The sequence below is a fragment of the Paenibacillus puerhi genome, assembly GCF_009846885.1.
GTDB classification, from domain to species: Bacteria; Bacillota; Bacilli; order Paenibacillales; family NBRC-103111; genus Paenibacillus_G; species Paenibacillus_G puerhi.
In genome coordinates this window covers 99,343-116,467 of the sequence record NZ_WUWM01000024.1, presented here as the reverse complement: position 1 = coordinate 116,467, position 17,125 = coordinate 99,343, and the positions used below count along the sequence as shown (strand labels likewise).

Genomic DNA, 17,125 nt, shown 5'->3' with positions numbered 1-17,125 from the left:
GTTGGAATTTCGTAGCATAACTGATCACCGTCCATTAATTGTTATCTATATTATACCATATTAACGCGGTGTCGTCTTAAACTACGCGCAAATAAAAAGAGCTGTCGAGACTTTCTCGACAGCCTGAAGAGGCCTCGCGGCCTCTTTTCTCTATTACGAGCACCTACTATATCCACATTGGGAGCAATTTTTGCAGCCCTCGCTGTTAATCAGCGAAGCGGAGCCGCAAGACGGGCATAAGTCCAGCGACGTAGCCGCGTTGCGGGTAACCGCGTATTGGGCGGTCGTCTCCATCAGGACTTCCTGAGTCGCGGTGACGTACTCATCGACCTCCTGCTGCTCTCCGTGCATCTCCAGCGCCTTGGCAACAGCGTCTGCGATAGACTCCACGCGGTTAGCTCCGAAGCCGATCGCGCCTGAGCCTCCGATGCCCTTCAGATGCTTCACAAGCAGCTCGACCTTATTGCCATGGTCCCCGTAGCGCAGGAACAATGAGCAGACGCGGCCCAGCGCTTCGGACATGGCGAATACGTCAGAGCCGGCCTTGCCCACGTTCAGGAATATTTCGCTCGGCGAGCCGTTCATATCGTTGATCGTGATATACGCCATGCCGAACGGGGTGTTGAATTTGTAAGTGGCTCCCCGCAGCGCTTGCGGACGCCGCTTGTACTGCTTGTCGAACACCTGCTCCGTCTTGGCATCGATATTGACGGATAAGGACTCCGTCAGGCGCGTGAGCGAGGCAGGTTCGCTTGCTGTCGTCTTGGCTGCCTCGGCTTCCACAGGCACAGAAGAAGCGACTGGCGCATCCGCCTTCTTATCCTCTTTCTTCTCCGTGCTCAGCACCTGAACGTCGCGGCTTCCGTCGCGGTAGATCGTAACTCCCTTGCAGCCGAGGTCGAAGGCCAGCTCATACAGCCGTTTCGTTTCCTCAACAGTGAAGTCGGACGGACAGTTCGCCGTCTTGGAGATCGAGCTGTCCACCCACTTCTGGATCGCTGCCTGCGCACGGATATGATCCTCAGCCGACAGATCCATTGCTGTGACGAAGTAGTCGGGGAGCTCCTGATCGGGATGCTCGTCCTTCCATTGCTGAGCAATCGGCACGTATTGCTTGTCAAAGCCGAGCCGGCTTTGGCGGTAATATTCGAATGCAAAATAAGGCTCAATACCGGTCGAAGTGCCGACCATCGTCCCTGTACTGCCCGTAGGCGCTTGCGTAATGACCGTTACGTTGCGCATGCCTTTGCTCTTGATGGCTGCGCCGACCTCGGGGTATACGCTCGTCATGGACTTCATGAACCCGCTCTGCAGAAATTGATCAGCATCGAATTGGGTGAAGGAGCCCTTCTCCGCGGCAATATCCGCCGACGCCAAATAAGCTTCACGTGCCATAAATCCATAGATCCGATCCAAAAACTCCAGCGATTCCGGGCTGCCGTAACGGATACCCAGCTTGATCATCAGTTCGGCAAGTCCCATCGAGCCAAGACCTACGCGTCGTTCGCTTTGCTGATTCAAGCGGTTCTCTTCGAAATGATACGGAGTTTTATCGATGACGTTGTCCAGGAAGCGTGTCGAGAACTGTACGACCTTCGCCAGTTCCTTCCAATCGACGTCATGGTTCTCCTCGTCGTAGAACTTGGACAGATTGATCGCGGACAAGTTGCATACGCCCCAAGCCGGGAGGCCTTGCTCGCCGCACGGATTTGTACAAATAATCGGGTTAAAGTACCAGCTGTTGGACATCTGATTGTAATATTCCATGAACACAACGCCCGGCTCAGCAGACTTCCAGGCCGATTCGATGATCGTGTGCCATACCTCGCGCGCCTTGACCGTCCGGTACGGGTTGACGGCCTTGCCCATACGCCGCCATTTGTCCAGATCGCCGTCCCACAGCTCGTCGTACTCCGGATCGGTTGTATCGGGATAGACCAGCTCCCAATCCAAGTCTTCCTTCACGGCCTTCATAAAAGCATTGCTGACGCAAACGGACAGATTGGCATTCGTGATCTGGCCCATCGACTGCTTGACCGTGATGAAATCGACCACATCGGGATGCCAGTCGTTCATCATCAGCATCAGCGCCCCGCGACGGCTGCCTCCTTGCTCGATTAGCCCCGTCGTGTAGCTGAACAAGCCTCCCCACGAAACGGCGCCGCTCGAAGATCCGTTCACGCCCTTCACAACCGCACGTCGAGGACGCAGCGAAGACAGATTGATGCCTACGCCGCCGCCGCGCGCCATAATCTCCGTCATTTCGGAAAGCGTTGCCATGATCCCGCCTCGGCTGTCCTTCGGTGACGGGATGACATAGCAGTTGAACAAGGTCAGCTCGTCGCTCGCGTCGGCCCCTGCTGCTATCCGTCCGCCAGGAACCAGCTTCCAGTCGTCCAGAATATAGCGAAACTTATCTGTCCATTCCTTGCGTTTCTCCGGGGTCGCTTCGACCGAGGCCATGGCGGTTGCGAGACGGTCCCACATCTGCTGAGGCGTTTTCTCAAGGGTAAGCGTCAGCTTCTCAACCGAAGACTCTACAACTTCGCCGCTTCGAACCTTGACCTTAACGATCCTTCCTTCCCGTGCGATAACTTCGCCGACCTCCTTGGAGGGAAATTTGGGATCATCCTTGGTCAGCACCAGTACGGTGTCGCCCACCTTCGTATGGCTCGTATCAGCGTCTTTCATCGCATATCGGTCAAGAAATATCTTCTCGCTCAATCCTTCTAATTTGGTCTGCTGTTCGATCTTCAAGTCAATAACCTCCCGGAAAATGGTAGCGCAACTATCTCAATATCTGGATGTAAGGATTATTATATAACACCATATGTAGTAGTTCTAATGGGTAAACCTTCATATGCGGGGTTTTCCCCCAGGCATGTCCGGGTTCTCTTTCATTTTCTTCGGCTTTCTCTTTATTTTACGCCCCCCCCCCTTCCTCTCACTTCCCTCTCCTGTTGAAGCTGAGCCGCCAGCCGGACAGGAGCCTTGCCTAGGTTTTGACTTCTGCCGCTCCCCTTGATAGTCTAGAATTATCTTATCATATTGTAAATGAAAATTACAAACAAATGTTCGTATTTCATTTTCCCTTATTCCCAAAGGAGGAGCATCCTCATGTCCCAATCAGGCTGGATCTGGTATCAAAATGAATTTCTTCCCCGCCAAGCCGTAAGCATCTCCCCCGACGATCGGGGTTATTATTTCGGAGATGGCCTGTACGAAGTATTCCGTGTCTACAACGGCCTCCTCTTCGAACCGTCCGCTCATTTCGACCGTCTGGAGAGAACGGCTAAGGCGCTCCAGATAGCACTTCCCTTCTCTCGCTCCCAGATGGAAGCAAGATTGCAGGAGCTGATCGGGAAAAATGAGGTGACTAATGGAACCGTCTACATGCAGATCACCCGGGGAGAGGCCGCCCGTTCTCATCCTTTCCCTCCCTATGTAGAGCCGGTCCTGATGGCCCATACCTCCGTCTCCGAGCGCCCTCTGGATATGATGCGCCGAGGCATTACAGCCGTGACGGCTGACGATATCCGCTGGCTGCGCTGCGATCTGAAGACGTTGAACCTGCTGCCTAATATACTCGCCAAGCAGGAAGCGCTGGACCGCGGAGCCGACGAGGTGATCCTCCACCGTTCGGGGACCGTTACGGAGTGCAGCGCCTCGAATATCATGATCGTGAAGAACGGGGTGCTGCGCACGCATCCGGCCAATCATCTGATCCTGCATGGCGTGACCCGCCTTGTGGTCCTTCGCCTCGCCCGCGAGCTCGGGCTCCCCTTGCTGGAGGAGCCGTTCACGCTCGAAGCGCTCGGCCAGGCCGACGAAGCATTCCTTACAGGTACGACCGTGGAGGTAACGCCCATCATCCGCATCGACGGCCGTCCTGTCGGCAACGGCTCGCCGGGACCGATCGTCCAGCAGCTGCAAACGGCCTTCGAGGCTGCTATCTCAGCCTTGGCCTGAACCCTAACTCTGAGTACGCAGAGGACCGTCCGCTAGGAAAACGGACGGTCCTCTGCCTTTCCCCAAGCCCTTCGACTAGCCCTTCGACATCCCGGCCTCACTTACTTACCTCCGCAAGTTCCATTCGGCATTGCCATACTTCTCCGCTATCAGCTTCTCGGTCAGCTCGCGCTCATAGTCGGTCAGCTCGCCCGGCACGAGACGTACATTCAACCCTTCGGCGATGCCTGTCTCGAACGCTTTCTCTACCTCCGCCAAGCCTACCGGCTCGCGCCCGGCCGCCCGCAGCAGGTCATTGATCGCGATCGCCTTGCGCAGAAACTGCTGCTTCATCCGCTCCTTGATCCGGTCGCTACCGAGCAGCAGCAGATCGAACAAGGCATCCGCATCCAGATCGAGCAATATCGAGCCGTGCTGAAGCACGACCCCTTTCGCCCGGGTCTGCGCGCTGCCAGCGATCTTCCGGCCCTCTACGACCAGCTCGTACCACGAAGGCGAGTCGAAGCAGGCAGCCGAGCCCATCGAAGCATATTTCTCCTGCTCCTCGGGACTGGCCAGCTGCACCATATCCGCTGCCAGACCCAATCGCCGGAAGCCCAGCAGCAAGCCTTGGCTAAGCACCCGGTAAGCCTCCGTCACGCTGCTCGGTATCCCCGGATAGCTCTCGGCTACGATCATGCTGTACGTCAGCTCGCGGTCATGCAGCACCGCCCGCCCGCCCGTCGCCCGGCGGACGAAGCCGTAGCCTTCGCGTTCCACGGCTTTGAAGTCGATCTCATCCTTGGCCTTCTGGAAGTAACCGATCGACAGCGTCGCCGGCGACCAGCCGTAGAACCTGACGGTCGGCGGAGACAAGCCCTCGCTGTGCGCCGTAAGAATGGCCTCGTCCACTGCCATATTATAGGCCGGGTCGCCTGCGCCCGACCGGATCCATCTCCATTCCTTCTGTTCCATATCCATATCCATCTCCAGCTCATCTTTTAGGGTATGCGTCCGATAGACGCTATCCTTCATCATAAAGCATCCGGCTTCCGTTTGAAAGAGCGCCGATCCGTGCATACTAATTACTAACTCTGGGCATCGGGCCGCCTCCATGCCTCATAATCCCGGGCCGCTAGCCCCGGCATAAGTAAATCTACTAACCGCATGCGCCGATGAAAAGGAGCGAGTGTCTACCATGCACAAGACCGAACGCAAAGAGCACGTACGCCCGCTGAACGAGCATGTCGAGCTGCATTTTGAACGGGAATGGTTCGAAGAGCTGCATACCCGTGCCCAAAAAAACGGACCCTGGGACGACTGGACGATGTTTCGTCTCGCCTGCGAGGCCGAAGTCTCCGGCATGATCGGCTCGTTCGACGAGCTGCTGTGTCTCTCCCATCTCCCGAATCTCGTTCCTATGGAGCATCAGATCGGCACCGCCCGCAAAGTGTTGACCGAGATGCGGGGAAGGGCTATCCTGGCCGACGAGGTCGGACTCGGCAAGACGATCGAGGCCGGGCTCATCCTGAAGGAATATATGATCCGCGGACTGGTCCGCAAGGTACTGATCCTGGTTCCCGCTTCGCTGGTGCTGCAATGGGTGCGGGAGCTGAATCAGAAGTTCGGTATCCCGGCCGTCGCGCAGAAAAAAGAATATATGTGGGCCCAGCAAGATATCATCGTCGCCTCTATGGATACGGCCAAGCGCGACCCTCACCGCAGCATCGTCATGGACCAGGAATACGATATGCTGATTATCGATGAGGCCCATAAGCTGAAGAACAAGAAAACGACCAATTATCAGTTCGTACTCGACCTGCGCAAAAAATATTGCCTGCTGCTGACCGCAACCCCCGTACAGAACGATCTCAAGGAGCTGTACAACCTGATCACGCTGCTAAAGCCGGGACAGCTCGGCGGGCAGACGAGCTTCCAGGCCAATTATGTAGTCGACAAACGCGTGCCGAAAAACGAAGAGCTGCTTCAGCAGGAGCTCGGCAAGGTCATGATCCGAAATCGGCGCAGCGACGGCAATGTATCCTTCACGAAACGAATCGTCCGCAACATTCCGCTGCAGCTGTCCCCCGAGGAGCAGGCGCTCTACGATGGCGTGACCAGCTTCGTCCGCACGCGGTATGAGGAATCGGGGGGCGATCTGAGCAGCGCGCTGTCGCTCGTTACCTTGCAGCGCGAGGTTTGCTCCAGCCGGGACGCCGTGTTTATTACGCTTGTGAATATGTTTAAGAAGACAGAAGAGGACTCCCCGGTCCGCCCCCGGATCTGGGAGCTCGTCGAATTTATCCGCGGCATTAAAGCGAATACCAAAGCGGAAAAGGTTCTGGAGCTGATCCAATCGATTCAGGATAAGGTCATCATTTTCACGGAATACCGGGCATCCCAGGAATACTTGCTGCAGTATCTGCGCGACCGCAAAATTACGGCCGTCCCTTATCGGGGAGGCATGAACCGGGGCAAGAAGGACTGGATGATGGACCTGTTCCGCAATCGCGCGCAGGTGCTGATCGCCACCGAGGCCGGAGGCGAAGGCATCAATCTTCAGTTCTGCCACCATATGATCAACTTCGACCTGCCGTGGAACCCGATGCGGGTCGAGCAGCGGATCGGACGGGTTCACCGGCTCGGCCAGCAGCAGGATGTGAAAATTTACAACCTGTCTACGACAGGGACGATCGAGGAGCATATCCTGTCCCTGCTCCATGAGAAAATTAATATGTTCGAGCTTGTCATCGGCGAGCTGGATACGATATTGGAGAGGCTCGAGCAGCAAACGTCGCTGGAATCCCATCTGGCTAAAGTGATCCTGACCGCCCGCGACTCCAGCGAGATCCGCCGCCAGATCGACAATCTGGGAGAATCGTTCACCCAGCTGCGCAGCGACACCGCGTACGTCTCTCCGGATAACGGCAGTCCGGAGGAGGCGTCGCCCTTCTCCAGCCTGCTCAGCGCGGTCGGCCAAACCGTCCCTCAGCCGCTTCCCGGCGCCGGGGAGGTGCGGCCATGAGCATGAGCAGCGCGCAGATCCAGTCGTTCGTCCTCCGCTATCTGGAGGCCGAGCAATGCGATATTATCGAGAAGCACCCGGCCTATGTCACCGTGAAGCTGTCTCCGTCAGCCGACCGCGATCTGACGCACCGGCCGTATTATTGGAGCTTCGTCGAACGGACCGGCGTAACGCCGGAGACGATGATCTGCACGTTCATCTTCGACCCGGATACCTACCGGGAGCTGCATCCTCAGCCCCAGCAGCCCGGGCCGCAAGCCGATCCGCGCGTATCGGCGCCTCAGGTCGCGACGGCCGCAGGACAGCCGCCGCAGGGCGACAGCATCCTTGGCCGCTATTTCGGCTTCGTGCCTACGACCTACACCGCCCGAATCCCGCGTGACGAGTTGACGTATGGCAGCCGCCGACTGGAGCAAATTTTCGCTGCCGTCCGGGCGAAGGGGCGATTCGTCCGGCTCTTCGAAGCCTACTCCGCTCCGCAGACGCAGGCGCAAGCGGGCCAGCTCCAATCCACCGTGCCCTACGAAACGTGGCTGGCCGTGAATTACAAGGTCGAGCTGACCTGCGATATGAAGCGAAGCGAATATCACTCGATCGGCATCCAGCTGCAAACCGGCGAGATCCGCGAGCAGTTCCAGGAATGGGTATCTTCGCGAAGACTTACGCCGCGGCTTCCCGCCCGCGTCTATATCATGCCGGACAAGCTGACTTTGCCGCGGGCCGTTCTTTTTCTCGAACAGCACATGGAGCAAAAGCTGTCCCGGTACGATCACAGCTGGGCGGATCATGCCAATGTCCGGCTGCGCGAGGAGCACAACCGGGTGCGCGACTATTATGAAGCGCTGCTCAAAGCCTCCGAGCCCGAAGCGAGAGCCGGGATCGAAGCCCAGTTCGAGCGCCGGACACAGGAAGTGGACTGGCAGCACCGGCCGCGCATCCAAATATCCGCCATCAACTGCGGATTGTTCCACGTCACGGCATCGAACCGGCAGCTCTCCTGACGAACCCGCGCGAACTCTAGCAGTTTTACGGGGAAAGTATTTTCCGGCCGTCTACAGGTTCTAACAAACTTTTCCCGGCATAGCTTGTACAATGAAGGCATATTCGCTCTTGCGGCGCAGGTCGAGGCGATATGCACCGACTCCAAGGTGAAGCAGGTGAATGTAGATGAAAAAGCTAGCGTTATTCCTGGTATCCGCCGCTCTCGGAGCAAGCTTGCTTGTCCTCGGACCGGCGCCCGATACGTCCGCGGTCCACACCGCAACGGAAACCGCCGAGGTCCAGCTGCCTATAGCTGCAGCCGGCAAGTCTGCGCCCGCGTCCGATCCCGGCTACCTGCCTGCTGCCGCCGCTACGGCTTCTCGGGACACCGAGCTCCAGAAGGCGGTTACCGGCTTTATCGCCGAATTGTCCAAACAGCCGGGCTTCGAAGGGTGGACACAAGCCGAGTGGACAAGCCAGCCGCTCGGACCCGGGTCACACGGGTGGGTCATTTTGCTCCGCTCCGGGACCCAAGAGATCGGCTACCTGATCGTTCATGCGAGCGAGAGGGACGGTTATCGGCTGACGGAATACGGCAAGGGCAGCTTCCCGCTGTTCAGCCAGCAAACGCTGTACCGAAGTCTGGTACGGCTCGAACTCATCGAGTACCCTTATCGGGCTGAGCCCTATTATTATAATCCGCTGCAGGCCGTATGGAAGGTTACGGTCGAGCAGGCCGACCGGGTCTGGTATCTCGATGCCAAGACCGGCGAAGAGCTTCCGTTCATGTCGGAGGACCGGTTCCCCGAGCCGGAAACTTCCTTGAAAACGTTCACTAAAACCACCTCTCAGCATAAAATAAGTCAAGCAAGCCATACGTATCCGGCCGACCCTTATGCCAGACTTTCCTGGGTAAAGGGGAGCCCGATAGCCGGAGACGGCGCTTTCGAAGCGCTGCAGTCCCGGATCAAGGCGGGAACGCCACCTGTCTTTGCCGCCGAGCTGTACAACGGCGAAGTTACCGTCCCGCTTGCCGTAGCCGGCTATCAGGAGTGGTCCGGCGGCGACCGGTTTGTCCAGTTCGCCCAGGACGACGACCGCTTTCTTCCACTGGACGCCCTCACGCGTCTAGGCCATTTTTACCCTTAACCGACGGTTTTTCTCCTCACTTCCCTATATAGAAAAGCTTCCCGCGTTCCTTGGAGGCTTGCCCCGTCCTTTACAGTACGGCATGGCGAGACTCGGGTACGAGAAGCTTTTCCTTTTTTTTATTTATCGAAGCTTGGGGCAAGCCCACATCTGGACGAAGACGCGGGGCTGAATTAACGGTCTCCTGCACGGTCCTTCCTTCTCACCAAGCGATTGCTCCACATCCTGATAGCTAGCGGCAGCATGCCGAACCAGCGCACCTCCCAGTGCTCCCTTGATTCCTTGCGCCCTGCCCTGACCTGCCTCCGGACTTCCTTCGGCGTATCCATATATCGGACCACTCGCTCGGTCACATACTTGACGAGTTCGTCGCCTTTTCCCATACGGCCAGCCCCTCCTTTACCGTAATAGTATCGATAAGTATAAGTATCGACAGGTCGGCAGCAGGACAAACATGGGATCGAGGCACGGGAACGAGGCAAAGCGCAAGCTCGCTGCGGAGATACCTCCCGGTTGGCAGGCTTCCGGGATTCCGAGACCCTAACGTGGCGAGCCCCTCCCGCGATGCTGCCGCGACAAAGAGCCTTCATTCGACCGCCGCTTTCGCGTTTGCCGAATGAAGGCTCCTCTGTTAATTGCCGGCTACATCTTCTCCGGCGCTTCCAGGCCGATCAGAGCGAGACCGTTCGTCAGTACGATCGTCGTCGCCTTCACCAGCGCCAAGCGCGCTGCTTTAACGTCCGCCTGTACATCCGATCTCAATATTGGACATTCGCGGTAGAAGCGGTTGAACGCCTGTGCCAGGTCGATCAGATACCGGCTGACGATGGACGGCTCCAGCTTCTCCATCGCCTGCACGACCCGTTCCCGGAACATGTACAGTTCACGCACCAAGCCCTGCTCCGCCGTGTCGGTCAACAGACCGAGCTCAGGCGCGGCAGCGCCGTCTGCCGCGTCATGGCCCGCCGCTGCCCGGCGGAGGATGCTGCAGGCGCGCGCGTGGGCGTACTGGACGTAAGGTCCGGTTTCGCCTTCGAAGTTCAAGGCATCATCCCACGAGAAGACGATATCCTTGACCCGATTGTTGCTCAGATCGTTGAACACGATCGCTCCTACCCCTACCTGGCGGGCCACCTCGTCCTTGTCTTCCAGCTCGGGATTCTTCTCTTCGATAATTTCCCGCGTCTTCTCAATAGCCTTGGTCAACAGCTCCTCAAGGTTAATGACATTGCCCTTTCGCGTCGACAGCTTGGCGCCTTCCAGGCTGACCTTGCCGAACGGCACATGGACAAGCTGCTTCGCCCAGTCGTAGCCCATCAGCTCGATGACCTTGAACCACTGCTGGAAGTGCAGGCTTTGGCCGGCATCGGTGACGTATACCGCCTTCTCGAAGTCATACGTGTTCTTGCGGTAGATAGCCGCCGTCACGTCGCGCGTATGATACAGCGTGCCGCCGTCCTTCTTGACCATAAGCGCGGGAGGCATGTTATAGTCCTCCAGCTTGACGAGCAGCGCCCCTTCGTCCTCTTCCAGCAGCGCCTTCTGCTTCAGCATGTCCAGCACGGGAGCCATCTTGTCATTGTAGAAGCTCTCCCCCGCATAGGAATCGAACTTGACCCCCAGCAGATCGTACATCTTGTGAAATTCCTTCACGCTGATTTCCACGAACCAATGCCACAGCTTGGTCGCTTCCGCGTCGCCCTGCTCCAGCTTCACAAACCAGGCGCGCGCCTCGTCCTCCAGCTCGGGACGTACATCGGCCTCGTCGTGGAACTTCACATAGATCCGCTGCAGTTCGTCGATCCCGTCGGCCTCCACAGCCGCGTCATCCCCCCACAGCTTATAAGCGACGATCAGCTTGCCGAACTGGGTGCCCCAATCGCCCAGATGGTTGATGCCGACGCTCCGGTAGCCGAGGAAATTAAATATCCGATACAACGCGCCGCCGATCACCGTGGACCTCAAGTGTCCGATATGGAACGTCTTGGCAATGTTCGGCGACGAATAGTCGATGACAATGCTCCGTCCCTGTCCGATATTCCGGGAGCCGAACCGTTCGCCTTCCGCAAGCACTTCCCCTACTACCTCCGCAGCATACGCGGATTTGTTCAGGAACACATTCAAGTACCCGGAGACGGCCTCCACACGCTCTACCAGCGCATGCTCCTCCCAGCCCTGAGCCAGCCCCTCCGCGATCTGCTGGGGAGACTTGCGCAGCTGCTTGCTCAGCTTAAAGCAGGGGAGCGACAAATCGCCCATCTCCGGATTCGGCGGATATTCGATCCAATCCGCCAGTTCCTCCGCCTTCAGTCCCTCAAGCCGGGATACGGTCTGTTCCGCCAGCCATTGCTTATAATTCATCCTGTTGAACCCCTTTCCGTCTATACAGCTCCGCCAAGCCCCGAATACGACAAGGCACCCCTGTTGGGGTGCCTCCACTGCCACCGTATGGGGCATAGTGACCCGGTCGAAATTTCACATATCTCCCATTATATCGAGGCGATAAAATCGAGTCAAGCCGTTAGGCTATCCGTCAGGACAGCCTGAACCGGCTCGCTGCTTCCGTCAGCTCCAGATTCATCCGCTCGATCCGGTGGGCGCCCTCCGTCATCTGCTCCAGCACCTCCAGCTGCCCGATGGCCAGCTGTGCGACACTGTCGGATTCCGCTGCTGAACGGGCAGCGATCGCCGCCATCTCCTGCACGGAAGAGGCTACCTGCTGCGTGCCGGCGGAGATTTCCTCGGATACGGCCGAGATGTCGGTAATCTGATCATGCGTATGCTCGGCTTGCCGAACGATGCGGAGGAAGGCCTCCGCCAGCTCCTCCACGACCACCCGGCCCGACGCAACCTCGCTTGTTTCCCGAACCATCGCCTCATCCAACTGGCCGATCTGATCCCGAATCGACTCGATCAGCTCCGTCACCTGCTCGGACGAGCCGCGCGACTGCTCGGCCAGCTTGCGGATCTCTGCCGCCACGACCGCGAAGCCACGCCCCTGCTCGCCCGCCCGGGACGCCTCGATGGAAGCATTGAGCGCCAGCAGATTCGTCTGATGGGCCACATCCTTCATGATCTGAACGATATGCTCGATCTGTCCGGACCGCTCCTTCAGCTCTTCCGCTATCGCGGAGCTGCTCTCTACGCTTGCACCGATGCCATCCATCCGCTGCCGGACGCGAGACAAGGCTTCGCCGCCCCTATGGGCCTGTCCGAGCGTATCCTGCATTAACTCCGTTACGCTGACCGACGAGGCTGCGATCCGGTTTACGCCTAACGCGATCTCTTCCATAGCCAGCGCGCTGTCCCGGGTGCTTTTCTCCTGCAGCTGAGCCCCGGAAGCAATCTGCTGGACAGCCGACTTCATCTCATGAACCGCATCGAGCGAACGGTCTGCATCGCAAGCCAGCGACTCCGTCGTACCCGTCACCGTCCGGCTCGTCTCCTGAATACTCGTGACGATAGCGCGCAGATTCACGGTCATGCGGTTAACGGCCTGAGCGAGAGCGCCCAGCTCATCCCGGCTTTCCTCCCGGATCGGCATGCCCTGCAGGTCCCCGTCGGCAATTTCCTTTACCCGCAAGCTGATGGTCTCGATCGGCCGGATCATCCGGCGGATGACGAAGAACGCGGCGACCGCCGATAGAATAGGAAAAATCCCCCCGGTCATCAACGTATAGCGCAGCATCTCCCAGGTACGCGCGGAGACGATATCCGCATTGAAATCCACCGTCATTAAAGCGACAATCTCTCCTGACGGATCATGGTCCGCGAAAATCGGAGCATAGCCTGTCTTTCTTTCCACCCCGTTGAAGCTATAAATGTCCGAAGCCGCCGGATGCCTCATCGACTGGACCATCGCTATGGCGTTTTCGTCCACAGCAACCTTGTCGCCGGCTTTCAACCCTTGCGCTTGCAGACGCTGATCCGCTACCAGTATCGTGCCATCCGTCCGGATAATTCCGGCATTCATGAAGATAGGCTTATGATCGACGATCCAATCCACCTTGGCCTGGAGCTCGGCGGACGTCGCTTGTCCAAGCTGCCGGATATCTTCCTTGGTCAGAAGCCCCGACGTAATGTTCGCGCAGCCGTTCAGCTCCTCGCCGGCCGCCGCGTCAACTTGACTGTAGTTCACAAAAAAACCGATCGCCATCATGGAACCGACGCTGACCAGAACAGCAATCAACACCATCGAAATCACTTTTGTTACAATCCCTGCCTTCATCTGGATGCCCGCCTTTTTTAATGAAGTTGTCTGTGTGATCTACTACACATTATGCGGGCACCTGGGCGAATCTACTGTAACAAATGTCACAGCTGCCGCATCTCTCACAGCATCTTCTGCATAAGCACGACATTCAGAAGTCTGCCGAACTTGACCCCGACCTCCCTCAGCGTGCCGACTTGTTCAAAGCCGTATGCCCGGTGCAGGTGCAGGCTGGCCTCATTGCTCTCCTCGATGCGGGACAATATCGTATGCAAGCCCGCTTGCTTGCCTTCCCGGAGCATCCTCTCAAGCAGCTCCCTGCCTATCCCCTGACCGCGATATTCGTCGCGGATGTAAAGCGACAGCTCGCTTGTCCGCGCGTAGGCCAGACGGTCGGAGTAGCGGTTCAAGGCGCTCCACCCTGCGATGATCCCCCCGATCTCTGCGACCAGGACAGGGTAGGCGTCCCCATGCTGGGCAAACCACTCCTGCTGCTGCTCCAGCGTGCGGGGCACGGTATCGAACGTAGCCACCGTATTGACGATGGCTTCATTATAAATCTCCAGAATGGACGGTACATCGTCTAATGCTGCTAATCGAATGTCCACGGCTATGACCTCTTTCTTTCCCCAGATGAAGATAACTTATAAAATCTCTGAACATGAATCTTATCCTAGCAAAAAAATGAACGCAGTTCTATGCAAACATGCGGAGCTGCTTTCCGGTTATACGGGTTATTCCATATTTTTGAATATATTTTTACCTAGGAAAACTTTTTTTGTGCTATACAAAAGTTTTTCCTTGATCTATAATAACTTTCGAAACCAACAAAATCTGGAACAGGAGCGCTGATATGGACATCAATACCTCAAGCCGCACTGGATCTCTGCCAGCTTCGGGAACGCAAAGGGTGGGGGCGCAAGTTTTAGCGTTTGTTGCCATGGCGGCAGCTCTGCTCGCTACAATCGTTATCGCCTGCTCCTTAGGACCCGTCAGCATCTCGTTCTCCAAGTCACTGGCCATCCTGGGGTCGCAGCTCGGCTTGCCCTCGCGCGTTCCTTACTCGGAGCAGGAGGTCCTTATTGTCTCGACAATGCGGTTGCCCCGCGTCGCGGCCGGCGCTCTGGTCGGAGCCGCCCTCGGTATTTCGGGAGCAGCGATGCAAGGACTCTTTCGTAATCCTTTGGTTGAGCCGGGCTATGTAGGAGTCTCCAGCGGAGCTGCGGCGGGAGCAGTATGCGCTTTATTCTTCGGCTGGAAGGCTTGGGGAGCATGGACTCTCCCCCTGTCGGCGTTCGCCGGAGCGGCTGCGGCCGTGCTGCTGATTCTGGCCGTTTGGAGAATCCGGGGCGGAACATCCATCGCCTCGCTGCTGCTGCTGGGCATCGGGATTAATGCGCTGCTTTCCTCCTTGATTAACATTATGGTAGCAAGCTCAAGCAGCGAGCAGGAGCTTCGCAGCATCGTATTCTGGCTGCAAGGCGGTCTAGAGGCGCGGACCTGGGAGCATGTGCGGCTTGTCGCTCTGCCGGTCATACTCGGCAGCTTGCTCATGCTGTCTTGCGGAAGAGATCTTAATGCTATGTTGCTCGGAGACGAGCAAGCCGCTAGCTCAGGCGTCAATCTAGCCAAAACCCGTTATTTTCTGCTTCTGTTAGCCTCCGCCATGACCGGATCCGCCGTTGCGATTAGCGGTATGATTGGCTTTGTCGGGCTCGTAGTTCCTCATGCCGTCCGTTTGGCGATCGGTCCCGATCACCGTTCTCTGCTGCCCGCAAGCGCTCTGGGCGGGGCGATTTTTCTCGTCTGGGCCGATCTAGCCTCCCGTATGATTCTCCAGCCCGTTACCGTGCAGGTTGGCGTCGTTTGTGCCTTGGCAGGCGCTCCACTTTTTATCGTCATGATATTGCGATCCAGTCAGGAGGGAATGGGGACATGATGATGCTGGAGCTTGACGAAGCGGGCATCGTTATCGATGGAAAGCACATCCTGCGGGGAATTTCCCTCTGTGCGGACAAGGGGCAATTCATCGGGCTGCTTGGACCTAACGGAAGCGGCAAATCTACCTTGCTCAGAACCATGGCAGGACTTCGCCATACCAGCTCCGGCCGCATCCTTGTCGCGGGCAGACCTCTGGATACATACAGTCGCAAACCACTGGCCCGCCTGATCAGTTATGTTCCGCAGGATACAAGACTTGATTTCGCCTTTCGGGTCAGAGAGGTTGTGCTTATGGGGAGACATCCGCATGTATCCCGTTTTCGCGGAATCGGGCAACGAGACAGACTGGCTTCAGAGCAAGCCATGGACCTCTGCGGAGTCAGGCCCTTGGCCGACCGTCTGGTGACTGATCTGTCCGGAGGCCAGCGACAGATGGTGATGATTGCCAAAGCCCTTGCCCAAGAGCCGCAGCTTCTTCTGCTCGACGAACCTATATCTGCTTTGGACATCCGCCATCAGCTGCGTTTGCTCGCGCTTATCCGCAAGCTGACTGCCAGCGGGGTGACGGCAGTAGCCGCCCTCCATGATCTGAATTTAGCTGCTCGTTTTTGCGACCGCCTTGCTCTGCTGCATAAGGGGACGATCATCGGCCAAGGGACGCCCGAGCAGGTGCTTACCCCGGCTTCGGTCCTTGCGGCCTACGGGGTGCAAAGCGTCGTTCGGCCCGATCCCCAGCTTGGCTGTTTAAGCGTGACCGCCATCGGCGAAACGGAACTATCTTATTTATGAAGGAGGCGTTCTCAGATGAAGAAATCAGCCGTTGTCCCGTACCGTAAGCAAATGATTCTGCTGCCGCTTGCCCTCGCCATCCTGTTGGCCGCCTGCGGAAAAGCTCATACGCCGGAACGTATAGAAGAACGACCCGTGTCCCCCGACCTTCTCAAGGAAAAAGTGAACTTGCAGAAAGACGCAAACTCTGATTTTCCCGCGACGGTCGTGCTTGACGACGGGATGCCGGTCCTGATCCCGTCGAAGCCCGAACGAATCGCCGCCCTGTCGCTAGATGCGGCCGAAGCGGTGCTGGAGCTTGTCGCGCCCGAGAGAGTGGCCGTCGTTACCCGCAGTGCAGCCGATCCGGCACTTGCCTTCCATGCCGATCTTGCCGAACTTGTCCAAGCGAAGATCAACGGCGCCACCTCGCTCGATCCCGAGAAAGTGATGTCCTTCAACACGGATTTACTTGTCATGACCAAGGGACATGACAAGGAATAGGAAGCCGCTCTTCTCCTGCGACAAGCAGGCATTCCCATGCTGAGCCTGGACGTATGGAATACCTTTGACAAGATCGAAGCCAATTACCTGCTTCTCGGGCAAGCGCTCGGAGCCAGTCCGCAAGCCGAGGACATCGTTCGAGAGATGCGGGCCAAGCTCGACAACACGCGGCAAGCGACACTAGGCAGGACTCAGCCTACCGTACTCGTCCTCTCGCCGGTAGGTCCGGGTACTGGGCCCTACTGGATCGGCGCCTCCAATATTTCCTTTGATATCGTCCGGCAAGCGGGGGCCGTCAACGTAGCGGAAGCCTGGGGAGTGACCCGATCCGTTAAAGCATCAATGGAGCAGGTGCTGAAGGCCGACCCGGACTTCCTTGTGCTTTTGCAGTGGAAGCAAGGGGACAACGCCGACTTGGACGAAATCACCAGTTCTCCCGGCTGGTCCTCGCTAAGAGCCGTGAAGGATCATAAAGTGAAGATCATGACCGTGAAGCAGATGTTATACCCGAACCGCTACAATGCCGACGCCGTGGAGGAGCTTGCGCAGTGGTTTCACCCGCAGCTTGACTTCCCCTAAGCCTGTATGATCGCCAACTG

General features: G+C 57.5%; 14 protein-coding genes. 8 read left to right on the top strand and 6 right to left on the bottom strand.

The genetic code is table 11. The annotated features are described in order from the left end of the window. Window positions 1–153 precede the first annotated feature (153 nt). Window positions 154–2,757: an adenosylcobalamin-dependent ribonucleoside-diphosphate reductase gene (locus GSF01_RS20695; protein ID WP_159887199.1), complete on the bottom strand. Its 2,604-nt coding sequence runs from the start codon at window positions 2,755–2,757 to the stop codon at window positions 154–156. 360 nt (window positions 2,758–3,117) lie between these two features. On the opposite strand from GSF01_RS20695, the gene dat reads away from it, so the two are divergent. Next, window positions 3,118–3,969, top strand: coding sequence for a D-amino-acid transaminase (dat, locus tag GSF01_RS20690; RefSeq protein ID WP_159887198.1), 852 nt, complete (start codon window positions 3,118–3,120; stop codon window positions 3,967–3,969). Between the two features lie 105 nt (window positions 3,970–4,074). Here dat and GSF01_RS20685 read toward each other — a convergent pair whose 3' ends face one another. Beyond that, the gene (locus GSF01_RS20685) at window positions 4,075–4,923 is read right to left on the bottom strand and encodes a lipoate--protein ligase family protein (protein ID WP_159887208.1); all 849 of its coding nucleotides are present in this window, start codon (window positions 4,921–4,923) and stop codon (window positions 4,075–4,077) included. A gap of 223 nt (window positions 4,924–5,146) precedes the next feature. Here GSF01_RS20685 and GSF01_RS20680 point away from each other — a divergent pair, with 223 nt between their 5' ends. The 3 genes from GSF01_RS20680 (at window position 5,147) to GSF01_RS20670 (ending at window position 9,103) form a co-directional block, all read left to right on the top strand. Beyond that, complete coding sequence (locus GSF01_RS20680) at window positions 5,147–6,973, top strand: DEAD/DEAH box helicase (protein WP_159887197.1); 1,827 nt, start codon at window positions 5,147–5,149, stop codon at window positions 6,971–6,973. Further along, a complete protein-coding gene (locus GSF01_RS20675; protein WP_235941643.1) occupies window positions 6,970–7,974 on the top strand; it encodes a YqhG family protein in 1,005 nt (334 codons plus the stop codon). The genes GSF01_RS20680 and GSF01_RS20675 overlap by 4 nt, the downstream gene beginning before the upstream one ends. 166 nt (window positions 7,975–8,140) lie before the next feature. Further along, on the top strand, window positions 8,141–9,103 hold the full coding sequence (locus GSF01_RS20670) for a hypothetical protein (protein ID WP_159887196.1): 963 nt from the start codon (window positions 8,141–8,143) through the stop codon (window positions 9,101–9,103). Between the two features lie 173 nt (window positions 9,104–9,276). Here GSF01_RS20670 and GSF01_RS20665 read toward each other — a convergent pair whose 3' ends face one another. The 4 genes from GSF01_RS20665 to GSF01_RS20650 form a co-directional block, all read right to left on the bottom strand. Next, window positions 9,277–9,486 (bottom strand): YqzE family protein, encoded by a 210-nt coding sequence (locus tag GSF01_RS20665; RefSeq protein ID WP_159887195.1) that lies wholly within the window; start codon window positions 9,484–9,486, stop codon window positions 9,277–9,279. A 259-nt stretch (window positions 9,487–9,745) separates the two neighbouring features. Continuing rightward, on the bottom strand, window positions 9,746–11,464 hold the full coding sequence (gene argS, locus GSF01_RS20660; protein ID WP_159887194.1) for an arginine--tRNA ligase: 1,719 nt from the start codon (window positions 11,462–11,464) through the stop codon (window positions 9,746–9,748). A gap of 172 nt (window positions 11,465–11,636) precedes the next feature. After that, window positions 11,637–13,331 (bottom strand): methyl-accepting chemotaxis protein, encoded by a 1,695-nt coding sequence (locus GSF01_RS20655; RefSeq protein ID WP_159887193.1) that lies wholly within the window; start codon window positions 13,329–13,331, stop codon window positions 11,637–11,639. 104 nt (window positions 13,332–13,435) lie between these two features. Beyond that, window positions 13,436–13,921, bottom strand: a complete 486-nt coding sequence (locus GSF01_RS20650) for a GNAT family N-acetyltransferase (RefSeq protein ID WP_159887192.1) — start codon at window positions 13,919–13,921, stop codon at window positions 13,436–13,438. A 245-nt stretch (window positions 13,922–14,166) separates the two neighbouring features. Between GSF01_RS20650 and GSF01_RS20645 the strand changes: the two genes are divergently transcribed. From GSF01_RS20645 to GSF01_RS20630, 4 genes are read left to right on the top strand one after another with little or no spacing between them, the layout of a single operon-like run. Beyond that, complete coding sequence (locus tag GSF01_RS20645; protein WP_159887191.1) at window positions 14,167–15,252, top strand: FecCD family ABC transporter permease; 1,086 nt, start codon at window positions 14,167–14,169, stop codon at window positions 15,250–15,252. Beyond that, window positions 15,249–16,043: an ABC transporter ATP-binding protein gene (locus GSF01_RS20640; protein ID WP_159887190.1), complete on the top strand. Its 795-nt coding sequence runs from the start codon at window positions 15,249–15,251 to the stop codon at window positions 16,041–16,043. The genes GSF01_RS20645 and GSF01_RS20640 overlap by 4 nt, the downstream gene beginning before the upstream one ends. 15 nt (window positions 16,044–16,058) lie before the next feature. Next, entirely contained in the window at window positions 16,059–16,526 is a 468-nt protein-coding gene (locus tag GSF01_RS20635; protein ID WP_159887189.1) for a TroA family protein, read from the top strand. A gap of 15 nt (window positions 16,527–16,541) precedes the next feature. Beyond that, on the top strand, window positions 16,542–17,105 hold the full coding sequence (locus tag GSF01_RS20630; protein WP_268893727.1) for an ABC transporter substrate-binding protein: 564 nt from the start codon (window positions 16,542–16,544) through the stop codon (window positions 17,103–17,105). The last annotated feature ends 20 nt before the right edge of the window (window positions 17,106–17,125 follow it).